This is a genomic window from Blastopirellula marina DSM 3645 (assembly GCF_000153105.1).
Classification (GTDB): Bacteria; Planctomycetota; Planctomycetia; order Pirellulales; family Pirellulaceae; genus Blastopirellula; species Blastopirellula marina.
This window is the reverse complement of record NZ_CH672376.1, coordinates 839,715-860,307: the sequence shown is the minus strand read 5'-3', so window position 1 is coordinate 860,307 and position 20,593 is coordinate 839,715. Positions and strand designations below refer to the sequence as shown.

Below are 20,593 nucleotides of genomic sequence, written 5' to 3'. Positions count from 1 at the left end.
GTTGCCTAATTTTTGCAATCGCGCGTCTCCCACCTGATACCTGTTGGCGAATATGGAAATCACAGTCTCGTCCGACCTCAGCATCGTGGCTCGCGAACTGGGGCTGCCGGTCGATCAAGTTCAAAGAACTGTCGAATTGCTGGATGATGGGAACACCGTTCCCTTCATTACGCGATATCGAAAAGATGAAACCGGCGGCTTGGACGAAGAGCAGATCCGCAAGATCCAAGCTCGATCGGCCGCGCTTCGTCAACTGGAAGAGCGAAAGCAGACGATTCTCAAATCGATCGAATCGCAAGGCAAGCTGACCGAAAAGCTGGCCGACAAAATCCAGAAGGCGCCGACCACCAAGCTGCTGGAAGATCTCTATCTTCCCTTCAAGCCCAAAAAGCAGTCGCTGGCCACCCAAGCGCGGCAACGCGGTCTGGAGCCGCTGGCCGACGAAGTCATGGCCGGCAACGAGGCCGCCGCCGATCTGCCGGCGCGTGCGGCTGCATTTGTCAGCGCCGAAAATGACCTCCCCGATGTCGCCGCCGTCCTGCAAGGCGTGCGTCATATCCTGGCCGAAGAATTCGCCGAGAATGCGATTCTCCGTGGACGTCTCCGCAAACTGATGTGGAAGACCGGCACGCTGGTCACGCTGCGTATCGAGCAAGCGGCCGATGCGTCCGACGAAAAAGATCATCACGACGACGAAGCTGCGGACAACGAATCTGAAACGCCCGCAGCCGAAACGGCCGCAGCGGAAACGGTCGCCTCGGCCGAGAGCCAGACTCCCGACGCCGACCAGTCGTCCAGCACCGCCGAGCCCAGCGCCGCGGAATCAAACGCTCCCGAGCCCAACGCAGCAGAATCTAGCGAAACCGCCAGCGAGGCAGAAGCGACTCCTGCTCCGGCACCTCCTGCTCCGGCGGCGCCTGCCGCAACGATTGATCCCAAACGCCGCGCGTTGCAAGAGCAGCGCCGCGATAAGCGTCGCAAGCAAAAGGATCGTGAGCGGAGCAAAAAAGAGAAAGCGTTCAAAGACTACTACGACTATCGCGAACCGATCTCGAAGATCCCGCACCATCGCGTGCTGGCGATCAATCGCGGCGACCGTACTCGCTTTATCCGCGTCAAAATTGAGTGTGACTGGGATCGTCTGTTCGCGTTAGCGGAAGAGACCGCCATCCCGGCTGACCACTCGCAGACCGATTTTTTAAAGCCCTGTTTGCGTGACGGCTTGCAGCGACTGATGCTGCCGAGTCTGGAACGAGAAATTCGCCGCGAACTGACCGAACATGCCGAAGAGCATGCGGTGGACGTCTTCGCCTGCAATCTTCGCAAACTGCTGCTGCAACCTCCGGTTTCCAGTCGCCGCGTCATGGCGATCGATCCCGGCTTCCGCAGCGGTTGCAAGCTGGTGGCGCTGGATCAATTTGGATCGATCCTGGAACAAGGGGTCATTCATCTGATCGGCCCCGAAGATCGCGTCGCCCGCGGTCGCCAACGCTTGATTGAGATGATCCGGCAACATGCCGTCGACATCGTCGCGATCGGTAACGGCACCGCCTGTCGTGAGACCGAAAACCTGGTCGCGTCGATCATCTCGAAAGACATCACGGATCGCGAAGTCGTTTACGTCATCGTGAACGAAGCGGGCGCTTCGGTCTATTCGACCAGCGAACTGGGCCGCGAAGAGTTCCCTGATTTCGACGCGACCGTCCGCGGCACGATCAGCATTGGCCGCCGCTTGCTCGATCCGCTGTCAGAACTGGTGAAGATCAACCCGTCGAACATCGGCGTCGGTCTTTACCAGCACGACGTCAAGTCCAAGCACTTGAAAGAGACGCTGGATAACGTCGTTGAATCCTGCGTGAACTATGTCGGCGTCGACGTCAATCAAGCGAGCCCAGCGCTGCTGAGCTACGTTTCTGGTCTCAATCAATTGACCGCGCGTCGGCTGTACGAATACCGCCGCCAAAACGGTCCCTTCACGTCGCGTGAAGAATTCAAAAAGGTCGCCGGTTTCGGCGAGTCGGCCTTCGTTCAAGCGGCCGGGTTCCTCAAGATTCGAGATGGGGAAAACCCGCTCGACGCAACTTGGATTCACCCCGAAAGCTACGAAGTCGCCGAAAAAGTGTTGGCCAAACTCGACGCGACCATCGACCAGGTTCGCACCGTAAAACCTGTCGAAGCGGCGACGCCAGCCCCTGCTCCGGTCGCAGAGCCTGCGGCGGAAGCACCTGTGGTCGAAGAACCTACCACCGAATCGCCGGTTGTTGCGGAAACGCCCGCGACGGAAACGGTGGAAGCGGAAACTCCGTCCACCGCGGCGGCGGAACCTGCCGTTACCGAAGATGTCGCTGCTGCGGAAGATGCTGCGACGACGGAAGAGGCTACTGCGGAAGAGGCCGTCACCGAAGAAGCCGTCGCTGAAACTTCTGCCGAAGCTCCGGTCGAAACGCCGCCGACTCCGGTCAAGAGCGAAGTCCCTTCGGCCGCGCATGCCGAATTGGTAAAGAAGATCGCAGGCGTCTCAGCCCCCGAGTTCGCCGCTGAATTGGAAGTGGGCGAACATCTGACGCGGGACATTTTGAATTCGCTGTCGCGACCTGGTCGTGACCCGCGAGCCGATTTCCCACCGCCGCTCTTCCGTCGCGGCATCATGAAGTTGGAAGACCTGCGTCCCGGTATGGAGCTCTCCGGCACCGTTCTGAACGTGGTCGACTTTGGCGCCTTCGTCGATATCGGTTTGCACGACAGCGGCATGGTTCATATCAGCCGCCTGGCCAACCGCTATGTGAGCGACCCGCACGAAGTTGTTAGCGTCGGCGATGTCATCACCGTGTGGGTTGTCGAAATCGACAAAGATCGTCGTCGCGTTTCGCTGACGGCGATTGAGCCCGGCACCGAAAAGGCAATTCCGGCCGCCGACGAGAAGCAGCGAGTTGATCGCCCGGAGCGGGCCAAGCGACCTCCGCGCGGCAAAAATCGGCCCGGCGGGAACAAACCGCAACATGCGGGCCACGGGAAACCGAAGGCGAAGACGTTCGTCGCCAAATCGAAACCGACGCCGAAGAAGCCGATCTCCGAAGCGATGAAAGAAGGCAAAGAGCCGCTTCGCTCGTTCGGCGACCTCGCTCAGTTCCTGAATCAAAGTCAAAAAGAAGAAAAAGAGAAGAAGAAGCCGAAAGGGAAATAGTCCCGCTCGGTTTACCGTGACGGCATTTCTTGATTGCCGTCATGCTGATCGCCTTGTTGTTCGCAGCGTAGCGGAACGTTTTGCGATTTCCCCTTCGCTCCATTCACATCGCCGAGCGCGATACGAAGATTCATGAACGATTTTGAAGACCGCCTGAAAAAAGCGATCCAACGAGGCGAAAAACGGAGCTCCGCTCGCACCGAGGCGCTCCGCGCTCAAACGTTGAGCGAAGAAGAATGTCGCGAACTGCACAGCAAATTGCGGCTTCAACTCTCGGACTACATCGAAAAGTGCGTCAGCACGTTGCCCAATCATTTTCCTGGTTTTCAGACCGAGACGATCTTCGGCGAACGAGGCTGGGGCGCCGCTTGTTATCGAGACGACCTTGACCTGACCGGCGGCAAACGCCGCAGTTTGTACAGTCGGCTGGAAATGACGATTCGCCCTTATTCGACCGTTCACGTCCTGGAGCTAACCGCCAAAGGCGCGATTCGCAACAAAGAGACCTTCAATCGCAACTACTTCGAGAAACTGGGGGAAGTCGACGTCGACACGTTCACCAATTTCATCGATGTCTGGGTGATCGAATATGCCGAGATCTACTCCGGCAGCAAAGGCTAGTCGCTGGGCGCCCTGCTGACGGACGATTGAGCATTTCGCAGATCTCGGCGATAATGCGGCCTCTTGATTCGCTTTGACATCGGAAGTCGATTATGTCCGCACCAGCGCCGCGCACGTTCGCCGAATTCTTCGCCGGCATTGGTCTCGTCCGTCTGGGACTGGAGCGCGCCGGCTGGGAAGTTCGCTTCGCTAATGACATCGACGCCGCCAAGCATCGCCAATACGAGGCGCACTTTGGCGCCGATGAGGCGTTCGCCCTGGGTGACGTCCATCAATTGGATGCGGCGGCGATTCCTGATGTGACGCTCGCGACGGCCTCGTTTCCCTGCACCGATCTGTCGCTGGCCGGTGGACGCAAAGGACTCGGAGGCGCTCAGTCTTCGGCGTTTTGGGGCTTCTTTGACGTGCTCAAGCGACTCGGCGGCCGCCGACCGCCGCTCGTCCTGCTCGAGAACGTCCCGGGGCTGCTCAACTCGCACGGCGGCGCCGACTTCGCCGCGGTGCTGACCGCGCTGAACGAGCTCGGCTATCGCGTCGACCCAGTCATGCTCGACGCTAAATGGTTCACGCCGCAAAGCCGCCTGCGACTATTTGTCATCGCCAAAGCGGTTGATGATGACGAGACGCTCGCGCCTGAGCTGCTGACTCCTTCGCCGCTTCGTCCCGCGAGCCTGATCGACTTCATCCAGCGCCATCCTGAGATCATCTGGAGCTGCGCCAGCTTGGCGGATCCGCCGACCGCCAGTCCCCAGAAGCTGGCCGACGTCTTAGAGAAACTGGCCGACGACGATTCGACTTGGTGGTCCGGCGAACGAGCCGAATACCTACTCAACCAGATGAGCCCGCGCCATCGTGCTGACGCCGACGCGATGATCGCTCGCCGCCGCTGGACCTACGGCGCCGTCTTTCGCCGCGTCCGCCGCGCCGCCGATGGTGAGAAGCGTTCGATGGCCGAGATGCGAACCGACGGGCTGGCCGGCTGCCTGCGAACGCCCAAGGGGGGCAGCGGACGCCAGATCCTGTTCAAAGCAGGTTACGGGCGATACGCGGTCCGGCTGTTGACCCCGCGCGAGTGTGCTCGGCTGATGGGCGCCGGCGAATTTACGATCAGCGGATCGAACAACGACGCGTTATTTGGATTCGGCGACGCCGTCTGTTCGAGCGTGTTGACCTGGATCGGCGAGAACTATTTGAACCGCCTGGCGTCCGAATGTCTCTCGCCGCGTCAGCTGGAACTCTTTTGCCGGTAGCGCGAATGTCCCGCTCGACCGATATTTTTGATCCCGAAACTCGCAGCGAAATAATGCGGCGGGTTCGATCGAGCGATACTCGGCCAGAGCGGATTGTCCGCAGTTTGGCGCATCGCTTGGGGTACCGCTTTCGGCTAGGGCGTCGCGACTTGCCGGGGAGCCCCGATTTGACTTTCCCCGGCCGCGGGAAAGTAATTTTCGTACATGGGTGCTTTTGGCATCAGCATGACTGCGCCAGAGGACGACGCCCTTTACCGAAACAGAACGCTGATTATTGGCGTAAGAAGTTAAGCAGGAATCAACAGCGTGACCGCCAAACCCTAAAATCACTGCGAAAACTGGGGTGGAAAACGCTGATCGTGTGGGAATGTGAGACAAAGCAGGGGAACTGGCCTCGATTGGCCCAAAAGTTGAACCGGTTTTTGGCCGCTTCGTCCAAGCGATAGCCGGATTTTGTCGGGGGGGAGGTAAAACCTGGATTTAGGCCTGGTTTATTGCTTTCGACGTCGTATCGGCTATTCTGGAATTGATGTTTTCGCAAACCGCGAAGACCGCCTATTTCCCCAAAGCTTATCTCGCGATCCAGTTTCACTGAATCGTATTCGACTTAATCGAGGGATGCGTCATGTCGCTTCGACTACTTCTAGCTATCGGCATTGCGTCGGTGGTCGCTCAAAACGCGTCGGCCCAGTGGTACTACAACACCGGCGCCAAAGCAGCAACCGTCGCCGAGAGTCAGGCTCGCGGCCTGGCCGATATCGTCCGCGCTCAAGGCGAGTACAACCTGAACACGGCCCGGGCCGCGATCGACGTCGAAGAAGCACGCAGTCAGTACATTGAAAATCGCAACCGGGCCCAACAGGTCTATTTCGAGATGCGTCGCCGCAACGACGAATACCGCGCCGAAAAGGCCGGCCCCAAACCGACCAGCGAACAGCTGTTCCGTTTCAATCAAGAACGCGCGCCGCAACGCTTGGCCGCTTCGCAGTTGGATCCGCTGACCGGCGAAATCAACTGGCCGTTCATCCTGACGGACAAGCCGTATGACGAATATCGAGAGAAGCTGAATCTGGCGTTCGCAATGCGTGCGCGAGAAGGCTCCTACGCCAATGTGGACGAATACCGCAACGTCACCGGCACCGCCGATTCGATGTTCGACGAACTCAAGATCCGAATTCGCGAATACTCTCCGCAAGACTTTGTCGACGCTAGCAACTTCATGAAATCGCTGGTTTACGACGCCCAATTCCCGTCCGGCTAATCGCCTGACGGCCTACGCTCTTCACTCTCATCTTCCGATCCCCTTCCAAAAACATCGTCGCAGCCGACGTACTTTTCTGCGGAGCTTGCAATGTACAAACGACTGTTGTTATCCGTGGCCCTGCCTTTGGCGGTCGCTTCGATCGCTTGGGCTGACGCCGCCGATTCGATCAAGAAACTGTCGAGCGAGGGCGCTGACGCGGTCGCCGCGGCCGACGCGCTGGCGCTGCATCCAGAAGCGGCCGACAAAGCGGTCCCCGCTTTGATTACGGCGCTGGGAAACAAAGACGCCGAACTACGCTGGCATTCCGCCCGAGCACTGGCCGAGTACGAAGCAGCCGCAGCGCCAGCGCTAGATGCGTTGACCAAAGGGCTGGATGATCCCGACGCCCAAGTGCGAGCCTACAGCGCCTATGCGATCGGCGAGATCGGCGAAAAAGCGCTGCCGGCCGTTCCGGCGCTGATCAAGAAAATCACGGACAAAGAAGCGATCGTCCGTCGCGCCGCGATGGGGGCCGTTCGCAAGTTGCCGACCGATCCCAATGAAACGTTACCGCTGATCGCCAAAATCTTGAATGACGCTGATCCCAGCGTCGTCGTTCCGGCGCTGCACACGTTGGCCGAAGCCGGTAAAAAATCGTTGCCCGTTCTGAAAAAAGCCCTCCTGACCGAGCGCGGCGCCTATTGGGCCTGCTTGATCGCCGGCGAGATGGGCCCCGAAGCCGAGAGCGCCGCGCCCAACCTGGCCGAAGTGCTGAAATCGCACAAAGATCCGGATACGCGGATGCAAGCTGCCGTCGCTTTGGGTGAGATCGGCCCTGGCGCAAAAGCCGCGGTTGGTCAATTGGCCGCTAGCTTAGAAGGAGACGACTCGGTCGCCGTTCGCTACGCGTCGGCATACGCGCTCGGCGTCATCAAAGATGTCGCGGCCGAACCGGCCCTGGAATCGGCCGCCAATTCGGACGACGAATTCATGCACATGCTGGGCGAATGGGCGATTGCTCGCCTCCACCCCGATGATACCGAAGCGGTCAAGCATGCCGTCGAGGATCTGGTCGCAGGCATGAAAAGCAAAAACGCCAACGTTCGCGCCGCGGCCGCTCGCTGCCTCAGCGAACTGGAAGCGCCTCGCGAACTGGTCGCTCCGGCCTTGCTGAAAGCGCTTTCCGACGCCGACCCGACGGTCGTGGTCAACATTCGCGAAGCGATTGTCACGCTGGGCCCGAGTGCGACTCCCCGTCTGGTGAAAGCCCTAGAAATCGAAGGGTTGCGGATGCATGCATTGGCGATCCTCCGCCAGCTTGGTCCGGACGCCAAGACCGCGATTCCGGCCCTGATTGAGACCTTGAAAGTGACCGACGGCCAGGTCCAAAGCGAAACGATGATGGTCTTGGGCGGACTCGGAGCAGAGGCCGCTCCGGCCACGGAAGCGATCACCAAGTTTCTCGCCAGCCCGAGCGTCGGTCTGCAGCAAAGCGCACTTTATGCACTGGGCAGCATTGGACCGGCCGCCAAGTCGTCGATCGCCCAGATCGTCCCGCTGTTGGATGGTGATGGCGATTTTACCAAGGTCGCCGCCGGTTGGGCGATTGCTCACATCGATCCCTCCAGCCCAGCAGCCGCCAAAGCGACGACCGTTCTGGCCGCCGCTCTAACGACGGGAAGCGACTTGGTTCGTTTGGAAGCCGCCAAGGCGCTCGGCATGTTCGGCAAACAAGCCGCTACCGCCAAAGAAGCGCTGTCGAAAGCGGCGAGCGATGACAAGTCGGATGCGGTTCGCGCCGCGGCGACCGAGGCCCTGACCAAAGTGCAATAGCACTCGGCGACACAGGATACGAAACGAATCAAACCGCCGCTCCTCCTTCACGGGGAGCGGCTTTTTTTGTCTCGGCGCCGAACGCACGAACTTTCCGCACTCTCCGTAACCTCCATTGGTTGTCATCTTTGCGGAGCATACGATAGCATAAGGCCGAATACTCTTCCGTCGCCTACCTTCCCCCGTTGTTGGCGGTTCCTACCCACGTTGAGATTCGATAGTGACGAGAATTCTGCAATCCGCCTTCTTTGGGTATCTTGTTGCGATCGTCGTTTCGGCCGCCTGTCTGGGGCTCGGCCTGATTCTGACGACTCAGCTTGGCGAGTCGGCCGGGATGATGCTGCTGGTGACCGCCGTGCTGATCGCTTCCTGGTGGGGAGGTCTCTATCCTGGTCTGCTGTCAACAGCCCTGTGCGTCATCGTCGGTTGCTATTACTTTTTATCCCCCCTCTTTTCACCGCGCGTGGATAGCGCCGGCGACTTGCTACGGGTCGCTCTGTTCTTTGTGATCGGCGTGATGATCGCGATCGTCAACGAGGCGAAACGCCGGGCCGTCCTGCGCGAAGTCAAACGTCGCGAAGAACTGCGGCTGATCATGTCGAGCATCGGCGATGCGGTGATCACGACCGATGTCGACGGCAAGATCACCGGCTTGAATCCGGTTGCGGAAGAACTGACCGACTGGACCACCGCCGAGGCCATCGGGCGTCCGTTGACGCAAGTCTTTCGGCTGGTCCATCAACACTCGCGGATAACAATTGACAATGTGGCCCTCAGAGCCGCCGCCGAAGAGGTGACCGTCGGCGCCGCTACCGATTCGATCCTGATCGCGAAAAGTGGTCGCGAACTGCCGGTCGAAGACAGCACTTCCCCCATTCGTGATCGCAGCGGCGCGATCATCGGCGCCGTGCTGGTTTTTCGTGACGTCACGTCTCGCCGACGCACCGAACAGAAACTGCAGTCCAGCGAAGAGCGCTTTCGCGCCTTGGTCAAAGCGACCGCAACGATTGTCTGGACGACCGCTCCCAACGGCCAAATCATCGAAGACTCGCCAACCTGGCGCGCGTTCACGGGCCAAACGTTCGACCAATGGAAAGGAACCGGGTGGCTGGACGCCGTTCATCCCGACGATCGCGAACATACCTTCGAGTGTTGGCGCGTCGCGACGGCGGATCACTCCGCCTACCAATGCGAATACCGCCTCCGCCGCAGCGACGGAGAATATCGCTGGACTTCCGTTCGCGGCGTTCCGATCCTGAACGCGGACGGCAGCGTGCGCGAATGGGTCGGGATGAATGTCGACATCACGGATGAACGAGCCACGGCCGAAAAGGTGCGTGATAGCGAAATCCGCTATCGCCTGGTCAGCGAAGCGGCCAACGACGCGATCTGGGATTGGGATCTCAATACGAACAAAGTGCGCTGGAATGAAGGGCTGCTGCGCAACTTTGGCTACACCAAGTCGCAAGTCGGGACCGACGCCAGCTGGTGGAAAGCCGGCATTCATCCCGATGATCGTCTGCGCGTAGTGGACGGAATACAACATGCGATTGACCACGGACAAGAACGCTGGGCCGACGAGTATCGTTTCCAAAGGGCGGACGGCGACTACGCCTACGTGTTTGATCGCGGACGAATTGTGCGCGACCAAAATACGCCGGTTCGCATGGTCGGTTCGCTGCTTGACCTGACCGAACGAAAACGGAACGAACAGATCCTGGCCGAGCGGTCGCGACTTGCGGCGATGCGCGCCGACGTCAGCGGATGTTTGACCACTAGCGAACCGATGACCGACGTCTTGCAGCGCTGCGCGGAAGCGGTCGTGCGACACCTGGATACGGCGCTGGCGCGCATCTGGATCGTGGACGAAGCGGAATCCATTTTGGATTTGAAAGCGAACGCCGGCGAACGAGGTCATTTGATCGCCGGACATCAACGCGTCGTTTTGGGCGAAGGCAAGATCGGCCGCATCGCCCAGCAGTGCCAGCCGCTGGTGACCAATCAGGCGCCGCTTGATCCCAATCTGAGCGATCCGCAATGGGCGCTGCGCGAAGGAATGGTCGCATTCGCCGGCTATCCCCTGACGATCGAAGGACGCGTGATCGGCGTTTTGGCCACATTCGCTCGGCACGAACTTTCGGACGCAATCCTCAGCGATTTGGCCCCGTTGGCGGACGCGATCGCCCAATATGTCGTCCGCAAACGGGGCGAACAGGTCCTCGAGCGATTGACGGCCGAAACCGAACGCCAACGCCGGCTTTACCGCACGATTCTCTCCACCATTCCTGATCTGGTCTACGTCTTCGATCTGCAGCATCGCTTTACCTACGCAAATGACGCGTTGCTGAAAATGTGGGGAAAAACCTGGGAAGAAACGATCGGAAAAGATTGTTTTGAACTCGGTTACGAACCATGGCACGCCGAGCTGCATGGCCGTGAGATCGATCAGGTTGTCGCAACGCATGAGTCGATTCGCGGCGAGGTCCCCTATATCGGAGCCCATGGTCGTCGAGTTTATGACTATATTTTTCTGCCGGTGTTTGGCGCTGACGGCGAAGTCGAAGCAGTCGCCGGAACAACGCGCGACATCACCGATTTGAAAGAGACGGAAGAAGCGATTCGAGAAAACGAAGCTCGCCTGCGACAACTGGCCGACGCGATGCCGCACATCGTCTGGTCCGCCGGTCCCGATGGAGAAGTCGACTATTTCAACAATCGCTGGCATCAGTTCACCAACTTCGAACGCGGCGCCGATGATGATCGCAACTGGGAGCATCTGCTTCCCCCCGATGACTTGACGGCGTTTCGCGCCACTTGGGATGAAGCGGTGCGTAGCGGAACGCCTTGCGAGATTGAACATCGTTTTTTTGATCAAGCGAAAAACTCGAACCGTTGGTTTCTAACGCGGGCCGTACCTGTCCGGGACGCCAGCGGCGGCGTCGTTCGCTGGTTCGTCTCCAGCACTGATATTCAACGGCAGAAACGAACCGAGCAAATCAATCGTTTTCTGGCCGACGCCAGCGCTTGTTTGACGGCCAATCTCGACTACGAAACGACGTTCAAAGAATTGGCGCGCGTCGCCGTCCCCTATTTCTCGGATTGGTGCGCCGTCGACTTGCTGGATGACAATGGCCAACCGCGTCGCGTCGCGCTGATGCACCAAGATCCAGCGAAGATCGAACTCTCCAATCGCATGCACGCGCTCCATCCGCCGCAGCGAGATGACAAATTCGGCATTGGGAACGTCCTCCGCAATGGAACGTCCGAACTCTGGGAAGTCCTCACCGACGAAGGTCTGGTAGCGACGGCCCGCGACAACGAGCAGTTGCAAATCTTGCGTGCGCTGCAGCTCAAGTCCTACATCGGCGTCCCCTTAATCTCTCGCGGTAAAACGATCGGCGTGTTGACGTTCTGTATGGCCGAGTCAGGGCGACTGTTTGATCAAGAGGCGCTGCGCGCCGCCGAGGATGTCTCTCGTCGCGCCGCCGTCGCGTTCGAAAACAGCGTACTCTACCAACAACTCCGCGAAGCCGATCGACGCAAAGATGAGTTTCTCGCGATGCTGGCCCACGAATTGCGAAATCCGCTCGCTCCGATCCGCAGCGGCATCGACATCCTCGAGATCGACTCTCCCCAAGACGCCCAAGTTCTCGATGCGATGAAGGACCAGGTCGAACACTTGGTCCGCCTGGTCGATGACTTGCTGGACGTCTCACGGATCATGCGCGGCAAAGTCGAGCTTCGCCCGGAGGTCGCCTCGTTGTCAGCGATCGTCGAACGCGCGGTGCAAGCCGTCCAGTGGCTCTTTGATGAGAAAGACCATCAACTGGAAGTCGAGTTGCCCGCCGAGTCGATACCGATCCGCGTCGATCCGGTTCGCATGGTGCAAGTCGTCAGTAATCTGCTGAACAACGCCGCCAAGTACACCGATCCCGGCGGCCATATTCAGCTTTTCGTCGATCGTGTCGACGGCAAAGCGCAGATCCGCGTCAGTGACGACGGCATCGGCATCGAGCCCGAATTGACCCCCCACGTGTTCGATCTGTTCACCCAATCGTCTCGCGCCTTGGACCGCGCTCAAGGAGGACTCGGCATCGGACTGACCCTAGTAAGGAACCTGGTCGAAATGCACCACGGCGCGGTGGCGGTCAAAAGCAACGGCGCCGGAAAAGGGAGCCAATTTATTGTCGAACTGCCGATCTCGGATGCGCCGCTGCCTATCGAAGTCGAGTCGGCGGACGATGCTTCCAACATCGCGCGCCGGATCCTGGTGGTCGATGACAATATCGGCGTGGCCCGCATGTTATCGCTGCTGTTAGGGAAACTGGGGGAACATCAAATCGAACTGGCCCACGACGGTCCAACCGCGATCGCCAAGGCTGTTGCGATGCGCCCCGAGATGATCTTCCTCGACATCGGCTTGCCCAACATGGACGGCTATCAGGTCGGCCAACGTCTTCGCGAAGATCCCGATCTTGATCAAACGCTGCTCATCGCGCTGACCGGCTACGGCAAAGAAGAGGATCGTCGCAAATCGGCCGAGGCCGGCTTTGACGAACACCTGGTGAAACCGCCGGCGCTTGATATTTTGCGTGGTCTCTTCTCTCACCCGAAATTGAACGGCGTCAATCCTTCCTCCCTTTAGCGACTGCGCAACGTTTAAGACGCGGCGACCAAGGATGGAGCCAACGTTTGGATCACGTCCCGAATCCGCTGGGCGCCTCGATGGAACGTCGCCTGCTCCGCTTCGTTCAGTTCCGGTCGTAGTACGCGTTCGATCCCGCGGCGGCCGATCACGGCCGGCAGCGAAAGACAGACGTCGCTCACCCCATGGTAGTTGTTGATCCGCATGCTGACCGGCGCCGTGCGACGCCGATTGTTACGGATCGATTCGAGAATCATCATCGTTGCGCCGGCGATCCCATAGTTGGTGAAACCGCGGGTACGATAGATCTTGCCGGCCGATTCGGCCGCTTGACGTGCGAGCGACGCGAGATCGTCGCTCGGCTTCATCGCTTCGCCCCCGAGCGAAGCGCTGCTGAATGAAGCGACTTGGTCTTCGCCATGCTCGCCGATGACATAGGCTCGCACGTCGCTGGCATGCACACTCCATCTTTCCGAGAGCAGCCGTCGCAGCCGCGCCGTATCTAACAACGTGCCGACGCCAAAGACGCGCTCTTGTGGAAAGCCGGACAACTGCAACGCGAACCAGGTCATCACGTCGACCGGGTTGGTCACCATCACGCAAATCGCTTGGGGACTAGCCGCGGCGAGGATCGGTATTCGCTCACGCAGCCGTTCCAGATTGCCTCGTGCGGCGCAGTAACGATCCACGTCGCTTGTCTTACTCTGCGCTGCGTCGCAATACAAAATGACGTCGGAGCCTGCGGTGTCGACGTCGCCGCCGGCGCGAACTTCGACCGAATGTTCTTCGAGCCCGGCGGCATGATTCAGGTCATCCGCTTCCGACCGGGCCATCTCGGTCCGCCGCGATACTAGCACAAGTTCATCGGCCAATCCCTTCAGCACAATCGCATGCGCGACGGCGGAACCAACTTTGCCAAGTCCAATCAGGGAAACTTTCATGCTGCCAATTCTCGCAATATCCAGGGCTCGATAGCCGCATTCTAACGTGAGAGCGGTCGACTACGTCATGGCCAAAACCGGTCTCGCGTGCTGTTTTTCGCCGATTACCGCCGCAGCTATGACAGCGCGAAACCTGATTTTATTCTTTGTTTTTTCACCACAGGCAGTGCGCGGCCAACACGCTCACACCGTTTTGTCGGCGACTTCCACCGAGTACCTTATACAGCGTGTGACTTTCGCTTCGATTCTTACTCTCCCTCCCACTTTGTGAACGACGCCCATCGCGGCGATTGCCGATGCATTGGAAGCGACCACCGCAATGGCCAGAGTTTTGCGGAACCTGGTGCTGGGCATGTCGCGCGTCGTGCTGGCGATCAGACGACTTTCGATCGCCGCCGGACGAAGCTGGCGTTTTATTGCGCTGCACGTTTCTTCCCGTCTGCGACATTCGTCTTCTCTTTAGGTAATGGGGATCGGACCGGACCGGACCGCAACGATTTTTTTCTTCGTAGCCCGCCGCGCCAGCAAGGGAAATGCGGCCTCCATTCCAAAAGACGCGCGTCCCACCAGTAATTCACGCTTCCCTCCGCCTTCGCCGATCCAATATCCAACTTCGTAACGGATTTCCCAATGTGGACCGGACCGCAACGATTTTTTTCTTCGTAGCCCGCCGCGCCAGCAAGGGAAATGCGGCCTCCATTCCAAAAGACGCGCGTCCCACCAGTAATTCACGCTTCCCTCCCCCCTCGCCGATCCGATTTCAAACTTCGTGATTGGTTTCACAATGTGGACCGGACCGCGACGTTTTTTTTCTGCGGAGAGTCCAGCGTTGCGCCCGTCGCATTCTCCTCGAACGCCCAGCGCGTACGGTCAGCGCCGCCACCGCTGGGTGGTTGAAGATTTTGGGCGCCCCATGCCTGATCGCGATCGCTAACAGATCTACCCAATGCCGGCTTGGCGCACCGCCGCCCACCCCTCAATCGACCCGCAGTCCGTGCGTTTTGTCAATCGACAATATTTGGGGATCGAAGGACACATCCTGCGAGGCGAAGATATTCAGGAATTGGATCCAACGTCCACGTTGCCTGGATGGATGCAAACCCAGGGCTGCATCGCTTCGCGATTCCACCCTGGGCTATTTTAGAACAGCCCGTTGGGCTTCAGAGAATTGGTCGCTGGTGACTTCTGTTCTGGCCGGATCTTTCCGCGCTTCATCCGTGGCCTGGCCGTGTTCTATTCTTGTCTGCTGGCAACGGGACTCAGCATCGGGCCGACGCATTTCCCTCGCTTGCGCTTCGGGCTACGAAGAGTTCGAGCTGCGAAGAAAATGGTTGGGCCAGCGGATCCGCAGGGCTAGTCCTGCTCTTTGGTTGACATCATCCGGGCTTCTTCGTCTTCGGCTTTCATCTGATCCATTGACGCGATCACTTCGTCCAGGTCGTCTTTGAACAGGTCGCCGATCAAGAGGTCGGTGACGCGACCGGTGTAGTGCGGGAAGCGGCGGATGAAGCGGCCGAAGTTGAAGCCTTCGTAATACTCGCTGACCAAGCGGCGCATCCGTTTCATACCGACCAGATAGTTGGGCACCCAGTGGCCGAGTTGGTCTTTCGACGTATCCCCTTTTTCTAGCCCGTCGCAAATCGCATCGGCCGCCAGTTCGCCGGACTTCAGCGCCAGCAGCACGCCGGAAGAGTACAAGGGATCGAGGAACCCAAACGCATCGCCGACCAAAACCCAGCCGTCGCCTGAGCCTTGGCTGGCGCGATAGGTGTAGTCCTTGGTCGCGAAGATCTTTTCGACCTGCTCCGCATTCTCGACGCGCGCCTTGACCGCTGGGCAGCGTTCTAGTTCTTCGGCATAGGTTTGCTCGTGACTGGTGCGTCCTTTGAACAGATAGTCAAAATCGCCGACCACGCCGACGCTGACGATGTCGTCATGCAGCGGGATATACCAGAACCAGCCGTTCTTGCCTTGCACGCTTAACACGACGGTCGCGCCTTCGTCTTTGCCGACATCGCGATAGGCGCCTTTGAAGTAGGTCCAGATGGCGCCTTTGTTGAGCTCGGGATCGGGGACGCGCAGCTTGAACTTGTTGATCAGCATCGAGCTTTGCCCGCTGGCGTCGACCACCACATCGGCGAAGACTTCGCGCGTTTCGCCGGACGGATCGGCCACTTTGACGCCGATCGCACGATCGCCGTCAAACAGAACCTCCAGCACGCGGGTTCCTTGATGGACGGTGACCCCATGTTCGGCGGCGTTTTCGATCATCATCAGATCGAACTCGCTGCGTCGCACTTGCCAGGTCTGCGAACATTCGTGCGGTTTGTTGTCGTGAAAGTAGAACGGCGCCGACAGCCGGCCCGACTGGCCGACAAACTGCACGCTGTACTTTTTGATGAAGTGACTTCCCTTCATCTTGTCGAGCATGTTGAGCCGCTTGAGCACCCAGTAGGTTTCCGGAATCATCGATTCGCCGATGTGATACCGAGGGAAGACCTCGCGTTCAAACAGTTCGACGCGGTACCCCTTCTGCGCGATCAGGGTCGAAACGGTCGATCCAGCCGGACCACCGCCGATGACGACGACATTCGGTTTCTCGCTGGCGATCATAGTGCTCTTCTTCTCAACAACAGATGGGTCGATGGGCGGGAACAGGTATCAACTTTATAGGGCGATTCTATTGATCGACCAGCGATAGATTTTCAGAATCTTCGTGCGGCTGTCGCGCCGCCTTCAGCAACAGTGCTAGCTGCTGTAGCGACTTTTCCTCCAAATGCCCCAGCTGTTGCTCGTGACATTTTCGCACGGCGCTGTCCAGCTTGTTCACCAGTTGCAGTCCCTCTGGCGTCAAGCGAACTTCGACCACGCGGCGATTCTCAGGCGGGCGATGGCGGACCAACAAGCCGCGCTGCTCTAGCTTGTCGAGCAAACGCGTCATATCCGGGGCTCGGGAGATCAGACGACTTCCTAAGACCAACGTCGGCATTCCTGCTGGATAGACCGACCGCAACAACCGTAGCGTGTTGTACTGCTGGGCCGAGATCCCCGACTGGCTGAACATCTCATCTTCCAGCGCCTTGAGCCGATCGTAGGTTCGCCAGAGGTTCAAGAAAACTTCCTGCTCTAGCGAGTCGAATTTGCGACCCCGTTTGGCCGAACCGGATTTGGAACTAGCGGCGTTCATTATCTTTCAGAATACCCGTCAAAACAATAAACGTCAAGACAACTGTCTTGCCTCGCCTGCACATTCCGCCGTCAGAAAGGAAGCGAAAAAGAGTTGTAGCGGCCATCTTACTGCGATAGCCTAGACTCACCCGCCAACCGCTCATTGTCCTTCGCCTATCCCTCCTTCTTTTCCTGCCGACGAGCGAGCCATGATCCCTCGACGTACTTTTTTGCAGTCGTCCCTCTGCGGCGGAGTATCGCTGTTGAGCGTCGCCCTCCCTTCCGCTCGCCTGTTTGGCGAAACCAAGCCGAACGACGCTGTCCGGCCGCAGTTTGACCTGACGCTCGACGTTCCGACCAAACTGTACGACGGCGAAAAATGTTGGTGTCATCCACGGGCCGGCATCGTCCCTGGCGCAGGCCAAGCGGGCCAACCGCGGGTGGTGATGACGATGAACACGATTCATGTCAGCGGCAGTGACGTGTTTAAAGCGATGTTCAGTCTCTCGACAGACGACTTGGGTCAGCACTGGACCAAGCCTCAGCCGCAACCGGGCCTGGCTGTTCGGCAGGAAACGATCACCGGCGTCGAGCGTCCCGTAGCGGTCAGCGACTTTTGGCCCACCTGGCACGCTGCATCGCAAACGTTGCTAGGAACAGGGCACTCGGTCGTTTATACGCCTGACTGGAAGGTAGCGCATCCTCGCCCGCGGCACACGACCTATGCGACATACGATCCGCAGCAAGACGCGTGGAGCGCTTGGAAGAAGCTGGAGATGCCGCCGAGCGACAAATTCCAGAACAGCGGCGCCGGCTGCACCCAACGCGTCGACCTGGCGGATGGCTCGATTTTGTTGCCGATCTACTTTAGTCCGCCCGGCAAGAGCGCCCAAGTGACGGTTGCCCGCTGCTCGTTTGACGGCCAGACTTTGCAGTATGTCGAACACGGAACCGAGCTCTCGGTCAGCGACAAGACGCGCGGCCTGCACGAACCGTCGCTGACTCGCTTTGGCGATCGGTGTTTTCTCACGATTCGTAACGACAAGCAGGGCTTTGTCACCCAGAGCGATGACGGCCTCCACTTCGAGCCGCTGCGCGATTGGAAGTTTGATGACGGCGGCGATCTGGGCAATTACAACACGCAGCAGCACTGGGTGACGCACAGCGACGGGCTATTCCTGGTCTATACCCGCCGCGGAGCGAACAACGACCACGTGATTCGCCATCGGGCTCCCCTGTTTATGGCGCAAGTCGACCCTGATCGCCTATGCGTGATCCGCGAAACCGAACGCATTCTGGTGCCCGAGCGCGGTGCGCGGCTCGGCAACTTTGGCGTCACCACCGTTAATGAACACGAAACCTGGGTGACCGTCGCCGAATGGATGCAGGATGGCAGCCGGACGCACATCATGCCGGTCAACAACAAGTATGGCAGCGACGGCAGCGTCTTTGTGGCCCGCATCCATTGGGATCGGCCGAACAAATTGGCGTAGACCGTTCGAGCGGAAAAAGGCGGAAGTCGGTATAATCGCCAAGCATGGAAGCGACCAAGACCAAGCAGGGTCAAAACGAATTCGGCGATTTTCAAACTCCGGCGGCGCTGGCTGCGGAAGTGTGTCAATTGCTCGCCGCGCAAGACTTCCACCCGGCGACCATTATCGAGCCGACCTGCGGCCAAGGCGCCTTCGTCCATGCGGCGCTGACCCACTTTCCCACTGCGGCGGTGATCGGCGTCGAGATCAATCGCCGCTACGTCAAACAGTTGCTCCATTCGCTAGGCGGCGCGCACGGCGCGTCACGAGCCACGATCGAACATGGCGATTTTTTCGCCGTCGACTGGCAAGCGAAGCTGCGCGACTATCGGCAGCCGATTCTCGTTCTAGGCAATCCTCCCTGGGTCACCAATTCGCAGCAAGCCGTTTTTCAAAGCGCCAACTTGCCGGCGAAGAGCAACTTTCAACAGCAGTCCGGCATCGATGCGATCACCGGCAAAAGCAACTTTGACATTTCGGAATGGATGCTCCGCCGCTTGTTGTCGCTGCTTGCCGGCGGCGACGCGCAGATCGCGATGCTCTGCAAGACGATGGTCGCCCGCAAGGTGTTGCAAGCGGCCTGGAAAGAATCGCTCGCGATCGAGCGAGCCGAGATTCGCGAGATCGACGCGGCGAAGCATTTTGGCGTCGCGGTCGACGCTTGCTTGTTTTCCTGTAGGCTTGGCGGCGGGCGCTCGACGACAACCTGCCAAACGTTCGCCAGCTTGAACGCCCCAGCTCCTCAGAGCGAACTAGGAATCGTCGACGAGACGTTGATCGCCGACATCGGCCTTTATCAACGCTGGAAACATCTGGCGGGCGACTCTGTCTATCAGTGGAGATCCGGCGTTAAGCATGACTGCGCCAAAGTGATGGAGCTTCGCCGTGACGGAAAAAAATTCTGCAATGGACTTGGGCAAATCGCGTCGCTTGAGGAGCAGTATCTTTTTCCGATGTTGAAAAGTTCGGAAGTCGCCGGCGGCAAGACCGACTCTCCCCGCCGTTGGATGTTGATCCCCCAGCGCAAGATCGCCGACCCCACCGATCCAATCGAACAGGCGGCGCCAAAAACTTGGGCCTACCTGCAGCAGCATGGCGAAGCGCTCGATCGCCGCCGCAGTTCGATCTATCGACGTCGGCCGCGTTTCTCCGTCTTTGGAATCGGCGACTACACGTTCGCTCCCTGGAAAGTGGCGATCTCCGGTTTTTACAAGCGGTTGCAATTTTCGGTGATCGGCGACGTCGACGGCAAACCGATCGTGCTGGACGATACGGCTTATTTTCTCGCTTGTCAGTGCGAGCGTGAAGCGCGGCTGATCGTCGAACTGCTTCACTCTGAACCGGCGCAGCAGTTTTTCACGTCGCTAATTTTCTGGAACGCCAAACGCCCGATCACGGTGGATGTGTTGAAACGGCTTGATCTATTGGCGCTGGCGCGAGAATTAAACGCCGAAGAAGAATTACTGGCGCTGCGAAGCGAGAAGCCGATGTCGGCGGCGATCTAGTCTCTCTTGATATCAACCGCAGACTTGGCGAAATCGATAAGCCCGGCGAATTTGTAGCTGGGATCGACGTAATGCTCGATCACGTAGAACGCGAAGTAGTCGGCGAGGCTGTTCGCACACGTAACGCAGGTCGATAACATCCCAATCACGGCGTCCGTCTGGAACATGCTTGATTGCGAGTCGAAAATATTCGACCGGTTCGCATCCGATGGGAGCGAAGAATGGTCCCCAATCTTCAAGCGGATAGGACAAAATGCGCAGTTTGTCGACGCGAGAATATTGCTCGCGAACGCAAAACGGCACGAAGCCAATCGGCTCGTCGTTTTCAAGAATCACGCGAAGTCGCAATTTTTGCGGACGTGGAAAATGGTTCCAGATCACCGCGAGCCATTCCCACGTTGGAAAGATGTCGCCGACGACGTTCGTGCATGCAGTTGATCCCACCGGGACATCCCAAATGGCAACTGCCCAATATCGTTGATTTCGAGGATCCGTCGATTCATGCGTGCCGGCCCCAGCAATAGTTTTTTCAAAAACAGCACCCCAATTGAGGCCCTGCGACGACCAGCTAGTAGTACTTTTCTAAATCATCCTTTTCTAGCAAATGACCGGTAATCGAAAAAAACAGATGCGGTTCGTTTTTGGCTTTTGCTAGTGCGATAAACTTTGCG

General features: G+C 58.7%; 15 protein-coding genes. 10 read left to right on the top strand and 5 right to left on the bottom strand.

Annotated features, from left to right (window positions below; all coding sequences use genetic code 11):
• Positions 1-52 precede the first annotated feature (52 nt).
• Complete coding sequence (locus DSM3645_RS05135) at positions 53-3,184, top strand: Tex-like N-terminal domain-containing protein (protein WP_002650995.1); 3,132 nt, start codon at positions 53-55, stop codon at positions 3,182-3,184.
• 11 nt (positions 3,185-3,195) lie between these two features.
• Here DSM3645_RS05135 and DSM3645_RS31610 read toward each other — a convergent pair whose 3' ends face one another.
• Positions 3,196-3,318: a hypothetical protein gene (locus tag DSM3645_RS31610; protein WP_002650994.1), complete on the bottom strand. Its 123-nt coding sequence runs from the start codon at positions 3,316-3,318 to the stop codon at positions 3,196-3,198.
• Between DSM3645_RS31610 and DSM3645_RS05130 the strand changes: the two genes are divergently transcribed.
• From DSM3645_RS05130 to DSM3645_RS27720, 6 genes are all read left to right on the top strand, one after another.
• Positions 3,317-3,805: a hypothetical protein gene (locus DSM3645_RS05130; protein ID WP_002650993.1), complete on the top strand. Its 489-nt coding sequence runs from the start codon at positions 3,317-3,319 to the stop codon at positions 3,803-3,805. The genes DSM3645_RS31610 and DSM3645_RS05130 overlap by 2 nt on opposite strands.
• 92 nt (positions 3,806-3,897) lie before the next feature.
• A complete protein-coding gene (locus DSM3645_RS05125; RefSeq protein WP_002650992.1) occupies positions 3,898-5,055 on the top strand; it encodes a DNA cytosine methyltransferase in 1,158 nt (385 codons plus the stop codon).
• Positions 5,016-5,501 (top strand): very short patch repair endonuclease, encoded by a 486-nt coding sequence (locus DSM3645_RS31765; RefSeq protein ID WP_390071060.1) that lies wholly within the window; start codon positions 5,016-5,018, stop codon positions 5,499-5,501. The genes DSM3645_RS05125 and DSM3645_RS31765 overlap by 40 nt, the downstream gene beginning before the upstream one ends.
• Positions 5,502-5,680: 179 nt before the next feature.
• A complete protein-coding gene (locus tag DSM3645_RS05120; protein ID WP_002650989.1) occupies positions 5,681-6,316 on the top strand; it encodes a hypothetical protein in 636 nt (211 codons plus the stop codon).
• 90 nt (positions 6,317-6,406) lie between these two features.
• Positions 6,407-8,131, top strand: coding sequence for a HEAT repeat domain-containing protein (locus DSM3645_RS05115; protein ID WP_002650988.1), 1,725 nt, complete (start codon positions 6,407-6,409; stop codon positions 8,129-8,131).
• Positions 8,132-8,351: 220 nt separating this feature from the next.
• Positions 8,352-12,776 (top strand): PAS domain S-box protein, encoded by a 4,425-nt coding sequence (locus DSM3645_RS27720; RefSeq protein ID WP_002650987.1) that lies wholly within the window; start codon positions 8,352-8,354, stop codon positions 12,774-12,776.
• Between the two features lie 14 nt (positions 12,777-12,790).
• Here DSM3645_RS27720 and DSM3645_RS05105 read toward each other — a convergent pair whose 3' ends face one another.
• The gene (locus DSM3645_RS05105; protein WP_002650986.1) at positions 12,791-13,717 is read right to left on the bottom strand and encodes a malate dehydrogenase; all 927 of its coding nucleotides are present in this window, start codon (positions 13,715-13,717) and stop codon (positions 12,791-12,793) included.
• Between the two features lie 319 nt (positions 13,718-14,036).
• Here DSM3645_RS05105 and DSM3645_RS31185 point away from each other — a divergent pair, with 319 nt between their 5' ends.
• Entirely contained in the window at positions 14,037-14,180 is a 144-nt protein-coding gene (locus DSM3645_RS31185; protein ID WP_237564757.1) for a hypothetical protein, read from the top strand.
• An 890-nt stretch (positions 14,181-15,070) separates the two neighbouring features.
• On the opposite strand, the gene DSM3645_RS05090 is transcribed toward DSM3645_RS31185, so the two are convergent.
• Both DSM3645_RS05090 and DSM3645_RS05085 read right to left on the bottom strand, forming a co-directional pair.
• Positions 15,071-16,330 (bottom strand): NAD(P)/FAD-dependent oxidoreductase, encoded by a 1,260-nt coding sequence (locus DSM3645_RS05090; protein ID WP_002650981.1) that lies wholly within the window; start codon positions 16,328-16,330, stop codon positions 15,071-15,073.
• A 67-nt stretch (positions 16,331-16,397) separates the two neighbouring features.
• On the bottom strand, positions 16,398-16,904 hold the full coding sequence (locus DSM3645_RS05085) for a MarR family winged helix-turn-helix transcriptional regulator (RefSeq protein WP_002650980.1): 507 nt from the start codon (positions 16,902-16,904) through the stop codon (positions 16,398-16,400).
• A gap of 190 nt (positions 16,905-17,094) precedes the next feature.
• Here DSM3645_RS05085 and DSM3645_RS05080 point away from each other — a divergent pair, with 190 nt between their 5' ends.
• A complete protein-coding gene (locus tag DSM3645_RS05080) occupies positions 17,095-18,378 on the top strand; it encodes a hypothetical protein (RefSeq protein WP_002650979.1) in 1,284 nt (427 codons plus the stop codon).
• 44 nt (positions 18,379-18,422) lie between these two features.
• Complete coding sequence (locus tag DSM3645_RS05075) at positions 18,423-19,922, top strand: hypothetical protein (protein WP_002650978.1); 1,500 nt, start codon at positions 18,423-18,425, stop codon at positions 19,920-19,922.
• Here DSM3645_RS05075 and DSM3645_RS30825 read toward each other — a convergent pair.
• Positions 19,919-20,089, bottom strand: a complete 171-nt coding sequence (locus DSM3645_RS30825) for a hypothetical protein (protein WP_154657799.1) — start codon at positions 20,087-20,089, stop codon at positions 19,919-19,921. The genes DSM3645_RS05075 and DSM3645_RS30825 overlap by 4 nt on opposite strands.
• Positions 20,090-20,593 lie beyond the last annotated feature (504 nt).